Source organism: Actinomadura sp. NPDC023710, from assembly GCF_040639875.1.
Taxonomy (GTDB): domain Bacteria; phylum Actinomycetota; class Actinomycetes; order Streptosporangiales; family Streptosporangiaceae; genus Spirillospora; species Spirillospora citrea.
Genome location: NZ_JBFAGB010000035.1, coordinates 88,269 through 105,666 on the forward strand (window position 1 = coordinate 88,269; position 17,398 = coordinate 105,666).

Genomic DNA, 17,398 nt, shown 5'->3' on the forward strand with positions numbered 1-17,398 from the left:
TCCGGCTCCGAGTGACCTGCCGCCTCCGGCTCCGATGACATTCCGCCTCCTCCGAACGGCTCTGCTACCGTCTGTTCTAACAAATGTTTGGTGGAAAGGTAGCGCATGGGAGTCTCCACCACGACCCTGGACGGGGTCGCCGAGATCGTCGTGGACGCGCCGCCGGTCAACGCCCTGACCGTCGCGGGCTGGTACGAGCTGGCCGACGCGGTGCTCGCGGCGGGCCGCGACCCCGGGGTCGGCGCCGTCGTGCTCCGCGCCGAGGGCCGGGGCTTCAACGCGGGCGTCGACATCAAGGAGATGCAGAGCACCGAGGGCCACGCCGCGCTGGTCGGCGCCAACCGCGGCTGCTTCGCGGCGTTCGCCGCCGTCTACGACTGCGAGGTCCCGGTCGTGGCCGCGGTGCACGGCTTCTGCCTCGGCGGCGGCGTCGGCCTCGCCGGCAACGCCGACATCGTGATCGCCTCGCGGGACGCCTACTTCGGGCTTCCCGAGGTGGACCGGGGCGCGCTCGGCGCCGCCACCCACCTGGCCCGGCTCGTCCCGCAGCACCTGATGCGGGCGATGGTCTACACGTGCCGCAACGTCACGGCCGAGGAGCTGCACCATCACGGCTCGGTACTGGAGGTCGTCCCGGCCGACGAGCTGCGTGCCAAGGCGATGGAGGTCGCCACCGGCATCGCCGCAAAGGACCGGTACGTGATCCGGCGCGCCAAGGAGTCCCTCAACGGCATCGACCCGGTCGACGTCAGGCGCAGCTACCGCTACGAGCAGGGGTTCACGTTCGAGCTGAACCTCGTCGGCGCGGGCGACGAGCACCGCGACGCGTTCGTCGCCAAGGGGGCCCGATGAGCTCCAAGGTGATGTCCGTCGAGGAGATCGCGGGGTCGCTGGAGAGCGGCATGACGATCGGGATCGGCGGCTGGGGCTCGCGGCGCAAGCCGATGGCGCTGGTGCGGGCGATCCTGCGCTCCCCCGTCACCGACCTCACCGTCGTCGCCTACGGGGGGCCGGACGTGGGGCTGCTGTGCGCGGCGGGCAAGGTCCGCCGGCTCGTCACCGCGTTCGTGACGATGGACTCGATCCCGCTGGAGCCGCACTTCCGGCGGGCGCGCCAGTCCGGGGCCATCGAGCTGACCGAGTACGACGAGGGCATGTTCATGTTCGGGCTGTACGCGGCGGCGCACCGGCTGCCGTTCCTGCCCACCCCGGTCGGCCTCGGCTCCGACGTGATGAAGGTCAACCCGGAGCTGCGGACGGTCCGGTCGCCCTACGAGGACGGGCGGGAGCTCGTCGCCGTCCCCGCGCTGCGCATGGACGCGGCGCTGGTGCACATGAACCGCGCCGACGCGCGCGGCAACGCCCAGTACCTCGGCCCCGACCCGTACATGGACGACCTGTTCGCCAAGGCGGCCGACCGGACGTACGTGTCGTGCGAGCGGCTCGTCGACACCGCCGACTTCGCCAAGGAGGGGCCGGTGCAGTCGCTGCTGATCAGCCGGTCGCAGGTGGCGGGCGTGGTGGAGACGCCGAACGGCGCGCACTTCACCGACTGCCTGCCCGACTTCGGGCGGGACGAGGCGTTCCAGAAGCTGTACGCGCAGGCGGCGGCCGATCCGGACACGTGGTCGGCCTTCAGCGAGCGGTTCCTGTCCGGCGACGAGGCCGCCTACCAGGACGCGGTCCGGGTCTGGCGGGAGGAGGCGCGATGAGCGAGGCGACCAGGGCCGAGGTGTGCGCGGCCGCGTGCGCGGACCTGTTCCGGGGAGACGGGGAGATCGTCGCGGCGGCGGTGGCCGGATTCGTCCCCATGCTGGGATCCAGGCTGGCGCGCGCGACGTTCGCGCCCGATCTGCTGACCACCGACGGCGGCCCGTCGCTGAGCGCCGAACCCGTCCCGCTCGGCGCGCAGGCCGGGACGGTCGAGGGCTGGCTGCCCTTCCGCGACCACCTGTGGCTCGTCCTGAACGGGCGGCGGCACGTGGTCATGGGGCCGAGCCAGATCGACGCGCACGGCAACACCAACATCTCGTGCATCGGCGACTGGAAGCAGCCCTCGCGGCAGCTCCTCGGGGTGCGCGGCGGGCCGGGCAACACGCTGCTGAACACGACGAGCTACTGGGTGCCGAAGCACTCGACGCGCGTGTTCACCGAGCAGGTCGACATGGTGAGCGGCGTCGGGTGGGACCGCGGCGCGCACGAGATCCGCGCCGTGGTGACCAACCTGGCCGTGCTCGACTTCGAGACGCCCGAAAGGCGGATGCGGCTGCGCTCGGTCCATCCCGGCGTGCGCGTCGAGGACGTGCTCGCGGCGACCGGCTTCGAGCTCGCCGTCCCGGGCGAGGTGCCCGAGACGCGCCTGCCGGACGCCGAGGAACTGCGGATCATGCGGGAGGTCCTCGACCCGAAGGGCCTGCGGGAGCGCGAGGTCCCCGCATGAGCGGGGCGGACACCGGGCAGGTGCTCGACACCCCGCTGACCCGCCTGACGGGGGTGCGGCACCCGATCGTGCAGACGGGCATGGGGTGGGTGGCCGGGCCGCGGCTCGTCACGGCCGTGGCGAACGCGGGCGGGCTCGGCGTGCTGGCGTCGGCGACGATGACGCTCGACCAGCTCGCGGACGCGATCCGCGAGGTCAAGGACCGCACGGACGCCCCGTTCGGCGTCAACCTGCGGGCCGACGCCGGGGACGCGGGCGACCGCATCGACCTGCTCATCAAGGAGGGCGTGAGGGTCGCCTCGTTCGCGCTCGCGCCCAAGCGGGAGCTGATCGCCAAGCTGAAGGACGCCGGGCTCGTGGTGATCCCCTCGGTCGGCGCCCGGCGGCATGCGGAGAAGGTCGCGGGCTGGGGCGCGGACGCCGTCCTGGTGCAGGGCGGCGAGGGCGGCGGGCACACCGGCCCCGTCGCCACCACGCTGCTGCTCCCCCAGGTCGTGGACGCCGTCGACATCCCGGTGATCGCGGCCGGCGGCTTCTTCGACGGGCGCGGCCTCGCCGCCGCGCTCGCCTACGGCGCGGCGGGCGTCGCGATGGGCACCCGGTTCCTGCTGACATCCGACAGCTCGGTGCCGGACGCGGTCAAGCAGGTCTACCTCAAGACCGGCGAGACCGTGGTCACGCGGCAGGTGGACGGCATGCCGCACCGCGTGCTGCGCAGCGGTCTGGTCGACGCGCTGGAGGACTCCGGCCGCGTCGGCGGGCTGGTCCGGGCGCTGCGCAACGGCGCCCGGTTCAAGAAGCTGTCCGGCATGTCGTGGCGCGAGATGATCGCCGACGGGAAGGCGATGAAGCACGGCAAGGACCTGTCGTGGTCGCAGGTCCTGATGGCCGCCAACACGCCCATGCTGCTGCGGGCCGCCATGGTGGACGGCCGGCCCGACCTCGGCGTGATGGCGTCCGGGCAGGTCGTCGGCGTGATCGACGACCTGCCGGACTGCGCCGGCCTGATCGGCGCGATCGTGCGGCAGGCGGCCGAGGCCATCGCCGCGCAGCAGTCGTACCTGGCGGGCCGGCAGGGCGCGGAACCCGTCTAGGACGCGCCTTCGCCCAGGCCGCGCAGCACGGCCGCCAGACCCCCGCGGAACTCCTCGTCGGGGCCGATCCGGCGGCCGTGGTGCGCGGTCCGCGCCAGATGGGGGAAGTCGTCGGCGGGCAGCCCGGCGATCACGGCGGTGCCCTCCCCCTCCAGCCCGCCCAGGTGCTCCAGCTGGATCGCGCCGACGATGTAGGCGATCAGCGCGCGGAGCGCGATCGCCGCGCGCGGGCCGGCGAAGCCCGCGTCGGCGAGGATGCCGGCGACCGCCTCGCCCCAGCAGAGCGATCCCGTCGAGTCGTGCCTGCGCGTGAGCGTCAGCGGCATGATCGCCGCGTGGGCGCCGAACGCGTCCCGCAGCCGCAGGGCCATGGTCTCGATCCGCCCCTCCCAGGGCCCGGGGGGCGGCGGCGCGGGATCGACCTCGGCGTACACCAGGTCGACGACCAGCCCTTCCAGTTCCTCGCGGTCGCGCACGTACCGGTAGAGCGCCATGGTGCTCATCCCGAGCTCCTTGGCGACGGCGCGCATGGACAGCCCGGCGAGGCCGTCCCGGTCGATGACGGCGAGAGCGGCTCGCGCGAGCCGCTCGGTGCTGAGCGAGCGTGGTCGAGGCATGGCGCTTGACAGCGTACGGCATACGCTTACGATCGTAGGCGTACGCCATACTTTTAAAGGAGTGCGCATGCACCTGGCACCCGGTTCCGATGTCCCCGCGCGGGAGCTGACCCCGGTGAGCGGCCCGCCGATCCCGATTCCCGATCCCGGCCGCCTCGTCCACCTGCAGTTCCGCCGGTTCGCCGGCTGCCCGATCTGCAACCTGCACCTGCGCTCGATCGTGGCGCGGCACGAGGAGATCGAGGCCGCCGGGATCGGCGAGGTCGTCGTCTTCCACTCCTCCGCGGAGGAACTGCGCGAGCACGTCGACGGCCTGCCCTTCCCCGTGGTCGGCGACCCGGCGAGGCGGCTGTACGCCGAGTTCGGCGTCGAGCCGGCACGGCGCGCCCTTCTCCACCCGCGCGTGTGGGGGACGGTCGTCCGGGCCGTCGCCCGCGGCACCTGGGACATCCTCCGGCGACGCGAGCGGGCTCCCCGGCTGTTCCCCGACGGCGGCCGCTTCGGTCTGTCCGCCGACTTCCTGATCGGACCCGACGGAAGGGTCGTCGCGGCCAAGTACGGCGAGCACGCCTACGACCAGTGGACGGTCGACGCGCTGCTGGCTCTGGCCTCTGGGGCCGGCGTCCGACCGGAAAGCGGCGAGATGACCGCCCCCCGGCCGGAGGAACGCCTCCGGAGGGTCAGCCCCTGACCGCCAGGACGAGCTTGCCGGTGGTGGCGCCCGACTCGATGCGCCGGTGCGCCTCGGCGGCCTGCGCCAGCGGCAGTTCCTCGACCTGGACCCGCAGGTCGCCGGAAGCGGCGGCGGCGACCGCGCGGCGCAGGGCACGTCCGGCCTCGGCCGGTGCGACGCCCGCGAAGGCCGCGAGGTTGAACCCGGACACCGTCTTGTTGGTGAACCACAGCTCGTTCGCCGGGACGCCCACATCGTCGGCGCCGGACGCGTTGCCCATCACGACCATCCGGCCCATCGGGGCGAGGGCGTCCAGGCTCGCGCGGCGAGCGGGACCGCCCACCATGTCCACGACGATGTCGAAGCCGCGCCCGCCGGTGAGGCCCGCGACCTCGCCCGGCAGCTCCTCGCGCAGGACGACGTCGTCGTAGCCGAACCCGCGCGCGGCCTCGATCTTGGCGGGGCCGCCGACCGTGCCGGCCACCCGGCCGGCGCCGAGCAGCCGGGCGGCCTGGCCGAGCTGGCTGCCGACGCCCCCGGCGGCCGCGTGCACCAGCACGGTCTCACCCGGCTCGATGCGCGCGACGCGGTCCAGGACGAGGAACGCGGTGGTCCCGTTGGACGGAACGGCCGCGGCGACGTCCAGGCCGAGGTCGAGGCCGTCCAGCGGCGCGACGAGGTCGGCGGAGGTGACCGCGACCTCGGCGTAGCCGCCGCTGTCGACGATCGTCAGCGCGGCGACGGGCTGGCCCCTGCGCAGCCCCTCCACGTCGGGCCCGACCGCACGGACGTGCCCGGACACCTCGATGCCGGGGACGAACGGCAGCGGCACGTCCACGACGCCCCGCCGGTACAGGACCTCGGCGAAGTTCGCGCCCGCGTACGCGACGTCGATGGACACCTGGCCGGGCCCCGGCTCGGGGACCTCGACCGCGGCCTGGCGCAGCACGTCCGCGCCGCCGAACCCGGGGATCGTGACGGCCCGCATCAGTACCGCCCCCCGACCGGCGCGGGCACGCCGTCCAGCTCGGCGAGGTCGGCCTCGGTGAGCTCCAGCGCGGCGGCGCCGGCATTGTCGCGCAGGTACTTCTGCTTCTTGGTGCCGGGGATCGGGATGACGTGCTCGCCCTGCGCCAGCGTCCAGGCGATGGCGACCTGCGCCGGCGTGGCGCCGTGCCGCGCGGCGACCGCCTTGACCACGTCGACGATCCGCAGGTTGGCCTTCAGCGCGTCCTCCTGGAAGCGCGGGTTGCCGCCGCGGAAGTCGGTGTCCTCGAAGTCGGCCGCGGTGACCGTCCCGGTGAGGAAGCCGCGGCCGAGCGGCGAGAACGGCACGAACGCCGCACCGTTGGCGGCGCACCAGCCGACCACGTCGCCCGGCCCTTCCGCCGTCCCGGTGGTGTCGCCCGGCATGGTGCCGGCCATCCCCCCGGGCGCGCCCATGGCGTCGCGGGTCCACAGCGACAGCTCCGACTGGACGGCCGCGACCGGGTGGATCGCGTGCGCCTCGGCGGCCTGCGCGACGCCGACCTCCGACAGTCCCAGCCTGCGGACCTTGCCCTCGGCGACCAGCTCGGCCATCGCGCCCCACGTGTCGGCGAGGGGCACCTGCGGGTCGACCCGGTGCAGGTAGTACAGGTCGATCGCCTCCGTGCCGAGACGGCGCAGGCTGTCCTCGGCGGACGCCTTGACGTGCTCCGGCCGCCCGTTCCGGACGATGTTCCTGGTGGCCATCGACTCCACGACCAGGCCCGTCTTCGTGGCGACGACCGCCTCGTCCCGGCGCCCCGCCAGCGCCCGCCCGACCAGGGCCTCGTTGTGGCCGTCGCCGTAGGGCTGCGCGGTGTCCAGGAACGTCACGCCGAGGTCGAGCGCCTCCCGGATCAGCGCCACCGAGGCGTCGTCGTCGCGCTCCGACTCGGTGTAGGCCCAGCTCATGCCCATGCACCCGAGCCCGACGGCGCCCACCGGCGTTCCGGCGAAGTCCCGCGTCCTGATGATGTCTCCTTCGTTCCTCATGAGGACGATCGTGGTGGACGGACGGGAGGGGAGACAGACTCCGTTCATCCTGGGTGTGGCACCACCACCCTCGGCGGAGGCCGGGTCAGCCGGCGGCGGCGAGGTCGCGCCGCGCCATCAGCCGTTCGAGGCGCTCCTGCGTGCCGGTGCCGGGGCGCGGGTTGTGCAGCACCAGGTGGTGGCCCGGACGGTCGGCGAGCGGCAGCAGCGTGCCCTCGAAGACCATCTCGCCCGCGTCCGGGTGCCTGATGCCCTTGACCGCCTGGGCGCCCGCGCTCACCTCGTGGCGGGGCCACAGCTCGGCGAACTCCGGGCTGACCGCCAGCAGGTCCTCGATGATCCGGTCGAACTCGGGGTCGTCGGGGTAGCGGGCGGCGTCCGCTCGGAACCGCGCCACGACGTCGGGCGCGGCGGCGGCCCAGTGGGTGTGCATCGACCGGTACCGGACGTTGGTGAAGTAGGTGACCAGGCAGTTGTGGTCGATGTCGCCGTACCCGAACACCTCGCGGGCCGCGTCGTTGATCGCGACGAAGTTCCAGTGCCGGTCGCGGACGTAGGCGGGGCGCGGCGACCAGGCGTCCAGCACCCGCTGCAGCTCCGGTGTGATCGGCACGGCGGGGCCCGCCTCCGCCTGCGGCGGGTTCAGCCCGGCGAGCAGGTACAGGTGCTCGCGCTCGGGGCGGTCCAGCCGCAGGGCGCGGGCGATCGCGTCGAGGACGTCCCCGGACACCTTGATGTCGCGGCCCTGCTCCAGCCACGTGTACCAGGACACGCCGACCCCCGCGAGGACGGCGACCTCCTCACGGCGCAGGCCCGGCGTCCGGCGCCGTCCCGCGTCGGGCATGCCGACGTCGGCGGGGGCGAGGCGGGCGCGGCGGGTGCGCAGGAAGTCGCGCAACTCCTCCCTGCGGCGACCGGGGGCTGAGGCGGGAGTCTGGCTGGCCATGCCGCCACGATATCCGGCGGCCCCGGGGCGGTGCGGTCGCAGGTCGCGACGGTGCGGCGGTCAGGCGACCGCACCGGCGGAGCGCAGGGCCGCGATGGCGGCGTCGTCGCGGCCCAGCTCGCGCAGCACGGCGTCGGTGTGCTCACCGAGCGCCGGGACCGGGTCCATGCGCGGCTCGGCGCCGGCGAAGGTGATCGGCGGGAGCAGGGCCCGGATGCCGCCGACCGGCGAGCCCACCTCCCGCCACCGGTCCCGTTCGGCGAGCTGTGGATGGGCGACGAGGCCGTGCCCGTCGTTCAGGGACGCGCTCGGCACGCCCGCCTTGTCGAGCCGCCGCAGCAGCTCCTCCCGTCCCATGCGGGACGTGACACCGGCGACGAGCGCGTCCACCTTCTCCCGGTTGCGGACTCGCGCCTGATTCGTCGCGTACTCGGGGTCGATCACGAGGTCGGGCCGCTCCAGCACGCCGGCGGCCAGGGCCGCCCAGCCGCGGTCGTTCTGGACGCCGATCACCACGTCGATGCCGTCGGACGTCGGGTAGGCGTCGTAGGGCGCGATCACGGGGTGGCTCAGCCGCGTGCGCGGCGGCGGGGAGCCGGTGTAGAGCGTCGTGTACATCGCCTGGCCCATCCACTCGGCGACCGCGTCGAACATCGTGATCTCGATCGACGCGCCCTCACCGGTGGCGCCGCGCCGCACGAGCGCGGCGAGCGTCCCGGAGAAGGCGTACATGCCGGCCGCGATGTCGGCCAGCGGCGAGCCCGCCTTCACGGGCGTCTCGGGCGTGCCGGTGACCGAGATCAGCCCCGCCTCGGCCTGGACGAGCATGTCGTAGGCGCGCTTGTCGCGGTACGGTCCGCGCGTCCCGTAGCCGGACATCTCGACCACGATCAGCCGGGGGTCGCGGGCGCGCAGCTCGCCGGCGCCGAACCCGAGCCGGGCGGCCGCGCCGGGCGCCAGGTTCTGCAGGAACACGTCGGCGCGGGCGACGAGGTCGGCGAGGATCGCGCGGCCCTCGTCCCGCTTGAGGTCGAGCGCGACCGACTCCTTCGACCGGTTGAGCCACGCGAAGTGCGTGCCGAGCCCGCCGCGCACGCCCGTGTCGTACGCGCGGGCGAAGTCGCCGCCGTCCACGCGCTCCACCTTGATGACGCGGGCGCCCTGGTCGGCGAGCCGCGTGGCGAACGGCGCCGCGACCGCCTGCTCCAGCGCGACGACGGTGATCCCCTCCAGCGGCAGCCGGGCGCCCGCGGCGGTCACCGCTCCTCCAGCAGCCTGCGGCCGATGATCATCTTCTGGATGTCGGCGGTGCCCTCGCCGATCAGGAGCATCGGGGCCTCCCGGTACAGGCGCTCGATCTCGTACTCCCTGGAGTAGGCGTAGCCGCCGTGGATGCGGAACGCGTCCTCCACGACCTCCTTGCAGTACTCGCTGGCCAGGTACTTGGCCATCCCGGCCTCCAGGTCGTTGCGCTCGCCGGAGTCCTTGCGGCGCGCCGCCATCACCATCATCTGGTGCGCGGCCTCGACCTTGGTCGCCATCTCGGCCAGGCGGAACAGGACGGCCTGGTGCTCGGCGATCGGCCTGCCGAACGTCTCGCGCTGCCGCGCGTAGGCCAGGGCGAGCTCGTAGGCCCGGCGGGCCACGCCGCAGCCGCGCGCCGCCACGTTGACGCGGCCGACCTCGACGCCGTCCATCATCTGGTAGAAGCCGCGTCCGGGCGTCCCGCCCAGGACCTGCGCGGACGGGATCCGGTAGGAGTCGAACACCAGCTCGGTGGTGTCGACGCCCTTGTACCCCATTTTGTCGATCTTGCCGGGGACGGTGAGGCCGGGGGCGACCTCGCCGAAGCCCGGCTCCTTGTCGACCAGGAACGTCGTCATGCCGCGATGGCCCGCGGCGGGGTCGGTCTTGACCAGCGTCGCCACCAGGTTGGCCGTGCCGCCGTTGGTCAGCCACATCTTCTGACCGTCGATCACGTAGTCGTCCCCGTCCGGGACGGCGCGGGTCCTGATGGCCGAGACGTCCGACCCGCAGCCCGGCTCCGACATCGAGAACGCGCCGCGGATCTCGCCGGTGGCCATCCTCGGCAGGTAGTGCGCCCGCTGCCCGGCGGTGCCGTGCTGGGCGATCATCCAGGCGACGATGAAGTGGGTGTTGACGATGCCCGACACGCTCATCCAGCCGCGCGACAGCTCCTCCACCACCAGCGCGTAGGTCAGCAGCGAAGCGCCGAGCCCGCCGTGCTCCTCGCCGATCGTCAGGCCGAAGAGCCCGAGCTCCTTCATCCCGTCCACGATCGCCTGCGGGTAGGCGTCGGCGTGCTCCAGCTCGGTCGCGACCGGGAGGATCTCCTGGTCGACGAACGCCCGCACGGTCGCGATGATCTCCCGCTGCTCGTCCGTCAGCCCGTGGGTCTGCTGCAGCCTGCTCACGTCCCGGTCCTCCCTAGCGGCCCTCGAAGCGCGGCGGGCGGCGCTCGGCGAACGCGGCCCGTCCCTCGGCGAAGTCGGCGCTGCCGAACAAAGAGGTCTGCTCGTCCCGCTCGGCTTCCAGCAGGCGGTCCAGACTTTGATCGGTCCGGGCGAGGAGGCGCTTGGCGGCGGCGACCGACAGCGGGGCGAGCGCGGCCGCCTCGGAGGCGCGCTCCAGGGCCGCGTCCAGGGCCGTGCCCGACGGGGCGAGGGAGTCCGCCAGCCCGATCTCGTAGGCGCGGGGTGCGGGCACGGTCTGGCCGAACACCAGCATCTGCTTGGCACGGCCCATGCCGACGCGCTGCGGGAGCGTCCAGAGCAGCCCGCCGTCGGCGACGAGGCCGACCTTGCCGAACGCGGCGACGAACCGGGCGTCCTCGGCGGCGACGACGTGATCGCACACGGCGGCGAGGGAGACGCCGAGCCCGGCGGCGGCGCCCTCGACCGCCGCGATGAACGGCGTCCCGCAGGTCGCGATGAGCCGGACGGTCTCGTGCACGGGATCGAGCCGCGCCCGGACGGCGTCCGGTCCGGCGCCCTCCATCGAGCGGACGTCGCCGCCCGCCGAGAACGTCCCCGCGGCCCCGGTCAGCACGACGGCCCGGACGCCCAGGTCGTCCGCGGCGCGCCGCACCTCGTCCGCGAGCCGCTCGCGCATCGGGATGTCGATCGCGTTGCGGGCCTCGGGCCGGTTCAGCGTCAGCACCCGCGTCGCACCGTGGTCGGCTGCGGTGACCACGGAGCCGTGTGCCGGTTCGGGGTACCGGTCGTCCATCAGCCCTCCTGAAAATTTTTTATACGATATGTGAGCCCCTGAAGCCGGGGGAAGGGGGCCTGGGACGTCAGCCGGGTTGCTCGTTCCAGAAGCCCTGCGCCTCCAGGTGCACCACGAGCAGCGTCCCCGCGTGCCGGATGTGGGCGCGCATCGCCTGCCGCGCCGCGTCGCCGTCCCCGGCCCGCAGCGCGGCGAGCACGAGATGGTGGTCGTCGACCGACGCCTGCGTCCAGCCGTCGATGCTGGAGTAGAAGCGGCTCGGGGCGTACCGCACCACGAGCTGCAGCAGCCAGGACGTCTTGGGCGAGCCCGCGCACAGGTTGATGATCCGGTGGAACCGGTGGTTGGCGCGCTCGATGGCCGCGGAGTCGCGGGCCTTGGACGCCTCCTCCAGAAGCGCCTGCGTCCGGTCGAGCGACTCCAGTTCCGCCTCGGTGATCCTCCCGGCGGCGCGGGCGGCCAGCTCGCCGGCGAAGTACGCCTGCGCCTCGAACAGGTCCTGGACGTCCTGCCGGGTGAGCGGCGCCGGCATGAACCCGCGCCGCGGCTCCAGCGTGACGAAGCCCTCGCCGCGCAGCGACAGCAGGGCCTCCCGGACGGGGGTGACGCTGACCCCGAGATCCTCGGCGATGCGCTCCAGGCGGAGGAACTCTCCGTGCCTGACCTGGCCCGACATGATGAGGTCGCGGACGTAGGCGGCCACCTCGTCGCTCAGCTGGCGGCGCCGGCCGAGGGCCCGGTCACCGGAAAGTGCCACTCTCATCGTCTCCCGTGCGCCTGGTGGTGGGGTCACATTATGGACGGGCGACCACCCTCCCTCCCGTCGACGGCAGGTATCTTCCTATCAAATATATGAAACACGAAGCGGGAGGAGAGGCGGAGCCGTGTTCACGCTCAGCGACGAGGAACGCGCCATCGTCGAGGTCGTCGCGGACTTCGTCGACAAGGAGGTCCGCCCGGTCGCCCGGGACCTGGAGCACGCGGACACCTATCCCGCCCAGCTCATCGACCGCATGAAGGGGCTCGGCGTCTTCGGGCTCGCCGTGCCCGAGCCCTACGGCGACGTCGGAGTCTCCAAGACCTGCTACGCGCTCGTCACCGAGGAGCTGGCGCGCGGCTGGATGACGCTCGCGGGCGCGTTCGGCGGGCACACGGTCGTCTCCCACCTGCTCGCGGTGTACGGCACCGAGGAGCAGAAGGCCCGGTACCTGCCCCGGATGGCGACCGGCGAGCTGCGCGCCACGATGGCGCTCACCGAACCGTCCGGCGGCTCGGACCTGCAGGCCATGGGCACGACCGCGCGCAGGGACGGCGACCGGTACCGCGTCGACGGCGCCAAGATGTGGATCACCAACGCGCGCACGTCCGGTCTCATCGCGCTGATGTGCAAGACCGACCCGGCCGCGTCCCCCCGGCACAGGGGGATCAGCATCCTGCTGGTGGAGAAGGGCCCCGGGCTGACCGTCTCCCGCGACCTGCCGAAGCTCGGCTACAAGGGCGTGGAGAGCTGCGAGCTGTCCTTCGACGGCTACGAGGCGCCGCTCGACGCCGTGCTCGGCGGCGAGGAGGGGCGCGGCTTCGCCCAGATGATGCGCGGCCTCGAAGTCGGCCGCATCCAGGTCGCGGCGCGCGCTCTCGGCGTCGGGCGCGCCGCACTGGAGGACTCCCTTCGCTACGCCCAGCAGCGCGAGGCCTTCGGCAGGCCGATCTGGCAGCACCAGTCCATCGGCAACTACCTCGCCGACATGGCCACCCAATTGCGGGCGGCCCGGCTGCTCACCCTCGACGCCGCCGAGCGCCTGGACGCGGGCGAGCGCTGCGACATGGAGGCCGGGATGGCCAAGCTGTACGCGTCGGAAGCGGCGATGGAGATCGCCCTCAACGCGGTCCGCATCCACGGCGCGGCCGGCTACTCCACCGAGTTCGACGTCGAGCGCTACTTCCGGGACGCCCCGCTCATGATCGTCGGCGAGGGGACCAACGAGATCCAGCGCAACGTGATCGTCCGGCAGCTCGTCGAGCGGCACCGAGTCCGGGGAGCAGACCGGGCCTAGGGCGCCGCGGCCGGGTCCTCCCCCGCGCGGATCCAGTCGAACGTGCGCTCCACGGCGCGCTTCCAGTTGTCGTACTCGGCGGCCCTCTGCGCGGGTTCCATCGCCGGAACCCAGCGGGCGGCGCGGTGCCAGTTGCGGCGCAGCCCCTCCAGCCCCGCCCAGTAGCCGACCGCGAGGCCGGCGGCATAGGCGGCGCCGAGCGACACCGTCTCCACGACCATCGGGCGCGCCACCGGCACGTTCAGAACGTCGGCGACCATCTGCATGACCAGGTTGTCCGACGTCATGCCGCCGTCGGCCTTGAGCTCCTTCAGCGAGAGGCCGGAGTCGGCGTTCATCGCGTCCACGACCTCGCGGGTCTGCCAGCCCGTCGCCTCCAGCACGGCCCGCGCCAGGTGCCCCTTGGTGATGTAGGAGGTCAGGCCGACGATGATGCCCCGGGCCTCGCTGCGCCAGTGCGGGGCGAACAGCCCGGAGAACGCCGGGACGATGTAGCAGCCGCCGTTGTCGTCGACGGTCCGGGCCAGGGTCTCGATCTCCGGCGCCGTGGTGATCAGCCCGAGGCCGTCCCGGAACCACTGGACCAGCGCCCCGGTGATCGCGATCGAGCCCTCCAGCGCGTACACGGCGGGCTCGTCACCGATCTTGTAGCCGACGGTGGTGAGCAGCCCGTTGTCCGACTTGACCGGCGTCGTGCCGGTGTTCATCAACAGGAACGCGCCCGTCCCGTAGGTGCACTTGGTCTCGCCCGGGGAGAAGCACGTCTGCCCGAACAGCGCGGCCTGCTGGTCACCGAGGGCGGCGCCGATGCGCACGCCGGGGAACACGCGGCGGGCCGTCCCGTAGGTCTCGGTGGACGACCGGATCTCCGGCAGCATCGCCTTCGGCACCCCGAAGAAGTCGAGCAGTCCGTCGTCCCAGCTGAGCGTGTGCAGGTCCATCAGCAGCGTGCGGCTGGCGTTGGTCACGTCGGTGACGTGGACGCCGCCGTCGACGCCGCCGCTGAGGTTCCAGATCAGCCAGCTCTCCATCGTGCCGAACAGGACCTCGCCGCGCTCGGCGCGTTCCCGCAGGCCGGGCGTGTGGTCCAGCATCCAGCGGACGCGCGGGGCCGAGAAGTAGGTGGCCAGCGGCAGCCCGCTGCGCTCGGTGACCATCGCGGCGCCGGGGGCGCGGGACAGCTCGTCCACGAGCGGGCCGGTCCGCATGTCCTGCCAGACGATGGCGCGGCCGATCGGGACGCCGGTCAGCCGGTCCCACAGGACGGTCGTCTCCCGCTGGTTCGCGATCCCGACCGCCGCGACCTGGCCGGGCGTCGCGCCCGCCTGGGCGAGCGCCTCCGGGGCGATGCGCTCCAGGTTGCGCCAGATCTCCATCGGGTCGTGCTCGACCCAGCCGGGCCTCGGGAAGTGCTGCCGGTGCTCGCGCTGCGCCACCGAGACCAGGCGGCCGCCGTGGTCGAACAGGATGCACCGGGTGGACGTGGTGCCCTGGTCGATCGACATGACGTACCGTTCGGTCACGGTCTGCCTCCTCCCCCCGGACGGGCCTCCCCGCGCCGGCGCGGCTGCGTCAGGACGGGTGACGGGGCGTCACCAGCGCGAGCCGCCGAGGTCACGGGAGACGGCGCGAGCGGCGTCGCGCACGTAGGCGACGAGCCTCGGGTCGGGGACGCGGCGGGAGTCGCAGATCCGTTCGACCGCGCCGGAGATGCCGATGGCCCCGACGACGAGTCCCCCGTGCCCGCGGATCGGGGCGGCGATTCCTGCCTCGCCGATGGACAGCTCCTCGGTCTCGGCGGCCCAGCCGTTCTCCCGGACGCGGGTGGCGGCCCGTGCGAGTTCCTTGGGGTCGGTGATGGTGCGCCGGCAGTAGGACTCCAGGACCGTGTCGCGGATGGACGCCGCCGCGTTGGCGTCGTGCGCGAGCAGCGCCTTGCCGAGCGCGGTGGCGTGCAGCGGCAGCAGCGAGCCGACGTCCATGGCCTGGAGCGTGTCGTCCGGGCGGAACACGTGGTGGACGACCAGGACCTTCCCGTCCAGCAGCGTCCCGATCCGGACGGCCTCGCCGCTGCGCGAGGCGAGCGCGTCGGCCCAGTTGATGGCGCGGGACCGCAGCTCGTTGACGTCCAGGTAGCTGGTGCCGAGGTGCAGCAGCGCGGCGCCGAGCTGGTACTTGCCCGTGCCGCCGTCCTGTTCGACGAAGCCGACGCGCTCCAGGGTGCGCAGGATGCCGTGCGCGGTGCCCCGGGCGAGGCCCAGCGAACTGGCGATCTCGCCGACCCCGAGCCGGCCCGAGCTCGCCGCCAGCAGGCGCAGGATCGCGGCCGCCCGCTCGATCGACTGCACAGGTCCGGGCATGGCCTCGATGGTAGTTCTACCGGCGATGTGCCGACAATGTCGGCAGCCGCCGCGATCATCGTCCGATGCGCCCTGAACTGCCCGGATTCTGTGATCTGGTGCACAGGGTGGAGAGTAACCGCCGCCGGGCTACGACGAAAGTGTTCGACATTGTCGGCAGCCTCCCGTTGTCAGGCGTTCTGTCCCGGCTTACGGTCCAGCCAGCCTCACGGGGCTCGCGTCCACCCCACCTGCCGAGGAGTACCCATGGCGGAACGCACCCGAATCCCCCCGCTGGCCGGTGAGCTCGCCGCCGAGTTCGCCGGCACCCTGATCCTCATCCTGTTCGGCGTCGGCGTCGTCGCGCAGGTCGCCGGGGCCGAGATCGGCGACCACGACAGCATCGCCTGGGCCTGGGGCCTCGGCGTCACGCTCGGCGTGTACGTCGCGGCCCGGATCAGCGGCGCCCACCTCAACCCCGCCGTCACCATCGCGCTCGCCGCGTTCAGGGAGTTCGCCTGGCGCAAGACGGCGCCCTACATCGCCGCGCAGACCGCGGGGGCGTTCGTCGCGGCCCTGATCGTCCGCTGGAACTACAGCGAGGTGCTGGCCAAGATCGACCCCGGCCACACCATCAAGACCCAGGGCGTGTTCTCCACCCTGCCGGGCAACGGCACGCTCCCGGTCGGCACCTGGGGCGCGTTCCGCGACCAGGTGATCGGCACCGCCATCCTGCTCTTCGTGATCAAGGCGCTCACCGACGTGCGCAACTCCCCGCCGCTCGCCAACCTCGCCCCGCTCATGATCGGCCTGCTGGTCGTCGGGATCGGCATGGCGTGGGGCACCGACGCCGGCTACGCGATCAACCCGGCCCGCGACTTCGGGCCCCGGCTCGCCTCGTTCCTCACCGGCTACGGCAGCGCGTGGCGGGACCAGAACGGCGATCTCTACTTCTGGGTGCCGATCATCGGCCCGCTGATCGGCGGAGTGCTCGGCGTCGGGCTCTACAAGGCGCTGATCGGCCGGTTCCTGCCGGCGGAGGAGAACCCGCAGGAGCCCACGACGCCCGAGCCCCAGTACGAGACGGCGTGAAGCGTCCCGTCCCGCCCGCCACGACTCCAGGAGAAGGCACGCATGGCTGACTTCGTCGGGGCCCTCGACCAGGGCACGACCAGCACCCGATTCATGATCTTCGACCACGGCGGCAACGAGATCACCCGCCACCAGCTCGAACACGAGCAGATCCTGCCTCAGGCCGGCTGGGTCGAGCACAACCCGACCGAGATCTGGGAGCGCACCCGCTCGGTCATCCAGTCCGCGCTGAACAAGGCGAACCTGTCCCACGGCGACCTGGCCGCGCTCGGGATCACCAACCAGCGCGAGACGACCGTGGTGTGGAACCGGCGCACCGGGCGCCCCTACTACAACGCGATCGTCTGGCAGGACACCCGCACCGACCGCATCGCCGCGGCCCTGGAGCGGGACGGCAAGGGCGACCTCATCCGGCGCAAGGCCGGCCTCCCTCCGGCCACGTACTTCTCCGGCGGGAAGATCCAGTGGATCCTGGAGAACGTCGACGGCGTCCGCGAGGCGGCCGAGAACGGCGACGCGGTCTTCGGCACGACCGACTCGTGGGTGCTGTGGAACCTCACCGGCGGGATCGACGGCGGCGTGCACGTCACCGACCCGACCAACGCCAGCCGCACCATGCTGATGGACCTGGAGACCCTCGCCTGGGACGACGAACTCCTCGCGCTGTTCGGGATCCCGCGCTCCATGCTGCCGGAGATCAAGCCGTCCTCGGCGCCCGACGCCTACGGGACGACCCGCGCGAACGGCCCGCTCGGCGGCGAGGTCCTGCTGACCGCCGCGCTCGGCGACCAGCAGGCGGCGACGGTCGGGCAGGTGTGCTTCTCTCCCGGCGAGGCCAAGAACACCTACGGCACCGGCAACTTCCTGCTGCTCAA

The 17,398-nt window shown here is 72.9% G+C and carries 18 protein-coding genes; 8 read left to right on the forward strand and 10 right to left on the reverse strand.

Going from position 1 to position 17,398, the window contains the following annotated elements:
- The first annotated feature begins 105 nt into the window (after positions 1–105).
- The 4 genes from AB0H37_RS33245 to AB0H37_RS33260 are packed head-to-tail and all read left to right on the forward strand — an operon-like array spanning position 106 to position 3,534.
- Complete coding sequence (locus AB0H37_RS33245) at positions 106–852, forward strand: enoyl-CoA hydratase family protein (protein WP_360616795.1); 747 nt, start codon at positions 106–108, stop codon at positions 850–852.
- Positions 849–1,712 (forward strand): CoA-transferase, encoded by an 864-nt coding sequence (locus tag AB0H37_RS33250; protein ID WP_360616796.1) that lies wholly within the window; start codon positions 849–851, stop codon positions 1,710–1,712. The genes AB0H37_RS33245 and AB0H37_RS33250 overlap by 4 nt, the downstream gene beginning before the upstream one ends.
- The gene (locus tag AB0H37_RS33255) at positions 1,709–2,440 is read left to right on the forward strand and encodes a CoA-transferase (protein ID WP_360616797.1); all 732 of its coding nucleotides are present in this window, start codon (positions 1,709–1,711) and stop codon (positions 2,438–2,440) included. The genes AB0H37_RS33250 and AB0H37_RS33255 overlap by 4 nt, the downstream gene beginning before the upstream one ends.
- Complete coding sequence (locus AB0H37_RS33260) at positions 2,437–3,534, forward strand: nitronate monooxygenase (protein ID WP_329091893.1); 1,098 nt, start codon at positions 2,437–2,439, stop codon at positions 3,532–3,534. The genes AB0H37_RS33255 and AB0H37_RS33260 overlap by 4 nt, the downstream gene beginning before the upstream one ends.
- Here AB0H37_RS33260 and AB0H37_RS33265 read toward each other — a convergent pair.
- Positions 3,531–4,151 (reverse strand): TetR/AcrR family transcriptional regulator, encoded by a 621-nt coding sequence (locus AB0H37_RS33265; protein WP_360616798.1) that lies wholly within the window; start codon positions 4,149–4,151, stop codon positions 3,531–3,533. The two genes, AB0H37_RS33260 and AB0H37_RS33265, sit on opposite strands and share 4 nt — an antisense overlap.
- Positions 4,152–4,218: 67 nt before the next feature.
- On the opposite strand from AB0H37_RS33265, the gene AB0H37_RS33270 reads away from it, so the two are divergent.
- Positions 4,219–4,842, forward strand: coding sequence for a peroxiredoxin-like family protein (locus AB0H37_RS33270; RefSeq protein ID WP_360616799.1), 624 nt, complete (start codon positions 4,219–4,221; stop codon positions 4,840–4,842).
- Here AB0H37_RS33270 and AB0H37_RS33275 read toward each other — a convergent pair.
- The 7 genes from AB0H37_RS33275 to AB0H37_RS33305 form a co-directional block, all read right to left on the reverse strand.
- A complete protein-coding gene (locus tag AB0H37_RS33275; RefSeq protein ID WP_329091899.1) occupies positions 4,832–5,812 on the reverse strand; it encodes a zinc-binding dehydrogenase in 981 nt (326 codons plus the stop codon). The genes AB0H37_RS33270 and AB0H37_RS33275 overlap by 11 nt on opposite strands.
- Entirely contained in the window at positions 5,812–6,822 is a 1,011-nt protein-coding gene (locus AB0H37_RS33280) for an aldo/keto reductase (protein WP_329098283.1), read from the reverse strand. The genes AB0H37_RS33275 and AB0H37_RS33280 overlap by 1 nt, the downstream gene beginning before the upstream one ends.
- Positions 6,823–6,928: 106 nt before the next feature.
- On the reverse strand, positions 6,929–7,789 hold the full coding sequence (locus AB0H37_RS33285) for a helix-turn-helix transcriptional regulator (protein ID WP_329091900.1): 861 nt from the start codon (positions 7,787–7,789) through the stop codon (positions 6,929–6,931).
- Positions 7,790–7,849: 60 nt separating this feature from the next.
- A complete protein-coding gene (locus tag AB0H37_RS33290; RefSeq protein WP_360616800.1) occupies positions 7,850–9,049 on the reverse strand; it encodes a CaiB/BaiF CoA-transferase family protein in 1,200 nt (399 codons plus the stop codon).
- Positions 9,046–10,224 carry an acyl-CoA dehydrogenase family protein gene (locus tag AB0H37_RS33295; protein ID WP_360616801.1) on the reverse strand — a complete coding sequence of 393 codons (1,179 nt, stop codon included), beginning with the start codon at positions 10,222–10,224 and terminating at the stop codon, positions 9,046–9,048. Before AB0H37_RS33295 ends, AB0H37_RS33290 begins: the two co-directional genes overlap by 4 nt.
- Positions 10,225–10,237: 13 nt before the next feature.
- Positions 10,238–11,038, reverse strand: a complete 801-nt coding sequence (locus AB0H37_RS33300) for an enoyl-CoA hydratase/isomerase family protein (RefSeq protein WP_360616802.1) — start codon at positions 11,036–11,038, stop codon at positions 10,238–10,240.
- Between the two features lie 67 nt (positions 11,039–11,105).
- Positions 11,106–11,795, reverse strand: a complete 690-nt coding sequence (locus AB0H37_RS33305; protein ID WP_329091908.1) for a GntR family transcriptional regulator — start codon at positions 11,793–11,795, stop codon at positions 11,106–11,108.
- 127 nt (positions 11,796–11,922) lie between these two features.
- Here AB0H37_RS33305 and AB0H37_RS33310 point away from each other — a divergent pair, with 127 nt between their 5' ends.
- Positions 11,923–13,092, forward strand: coding sequence for an acyl-CoA dehydrogenase family protein (locus AB0H37_RS33310; protein ID WP_360616803.1), 1,170 nt, complete (start codon positions 11,923–11,925; stop codon positions 13,090–13,092).
- Here the strand turns inward: AB0H37_RS33310 and glpK are convergent.
- Together glpK and AB0H37_RS33320 are read right to left on the reverse strand one after the other, a co-directional pair.
- A complete protein-coding gene (gene glpK / locus AB0H37_RS33315) occupies positions 13,089–14,615 on the reverse strand; it encodes a glycerol kinase GlpK (protein ID WP_329091912.1) in 1,527 nt (508 codons plus the stop codon). The genes AB0H37_RS33310 and glpK overlap by 4 nt on opposite strands.
- Positions 14,616–14,684: 69 nt before the next feature.
- Positions 14,685–15,452, reverse strand: coding sequence for an IclR family transcriptional regulator (locus tag AB0H37_RS33320; RefSeq protein WP_258945263.1), 768 nt, complete (start codon positions 15,450–15,452; stop codon positions 14,685–14,687).
- Positions 15,453–15,698: 246 nt separating this feature from the next.
- Here AB0H37_RS33320 and AB0H37_RS33325 point away from each other — a divergent pair, with 246 nt between their 5' ends.
- Together AB0H37_RS33325 and AB0H37_RS33330 are read left to right on the forward strand one after the other, a co-directional pair.
- Positions 15,699–16,523 carry an MIP/aquaporin family protein gene (locus AB0H37_RS33325; protein WP_179834333.1) on the forward strand — a complete coding sequence of 275 codons (825 nt, stop codon included), beginning with the start codon at positions 15,699–15,701 and terminating at the stop codon, positions 16,521–16,523.
- A 42-nt stretch (positions 16,524–16,565) separates the two neighbouring features.
- Positions 16,566–17,398, forward strand: an 833-nt coding sequence (locus AB0H37_RS33330) for an FGGY family carbohydrate kinase (RefSeq protein ID WP_360616804.1), incomplete at its 3' end; no start/stop codon positions are given.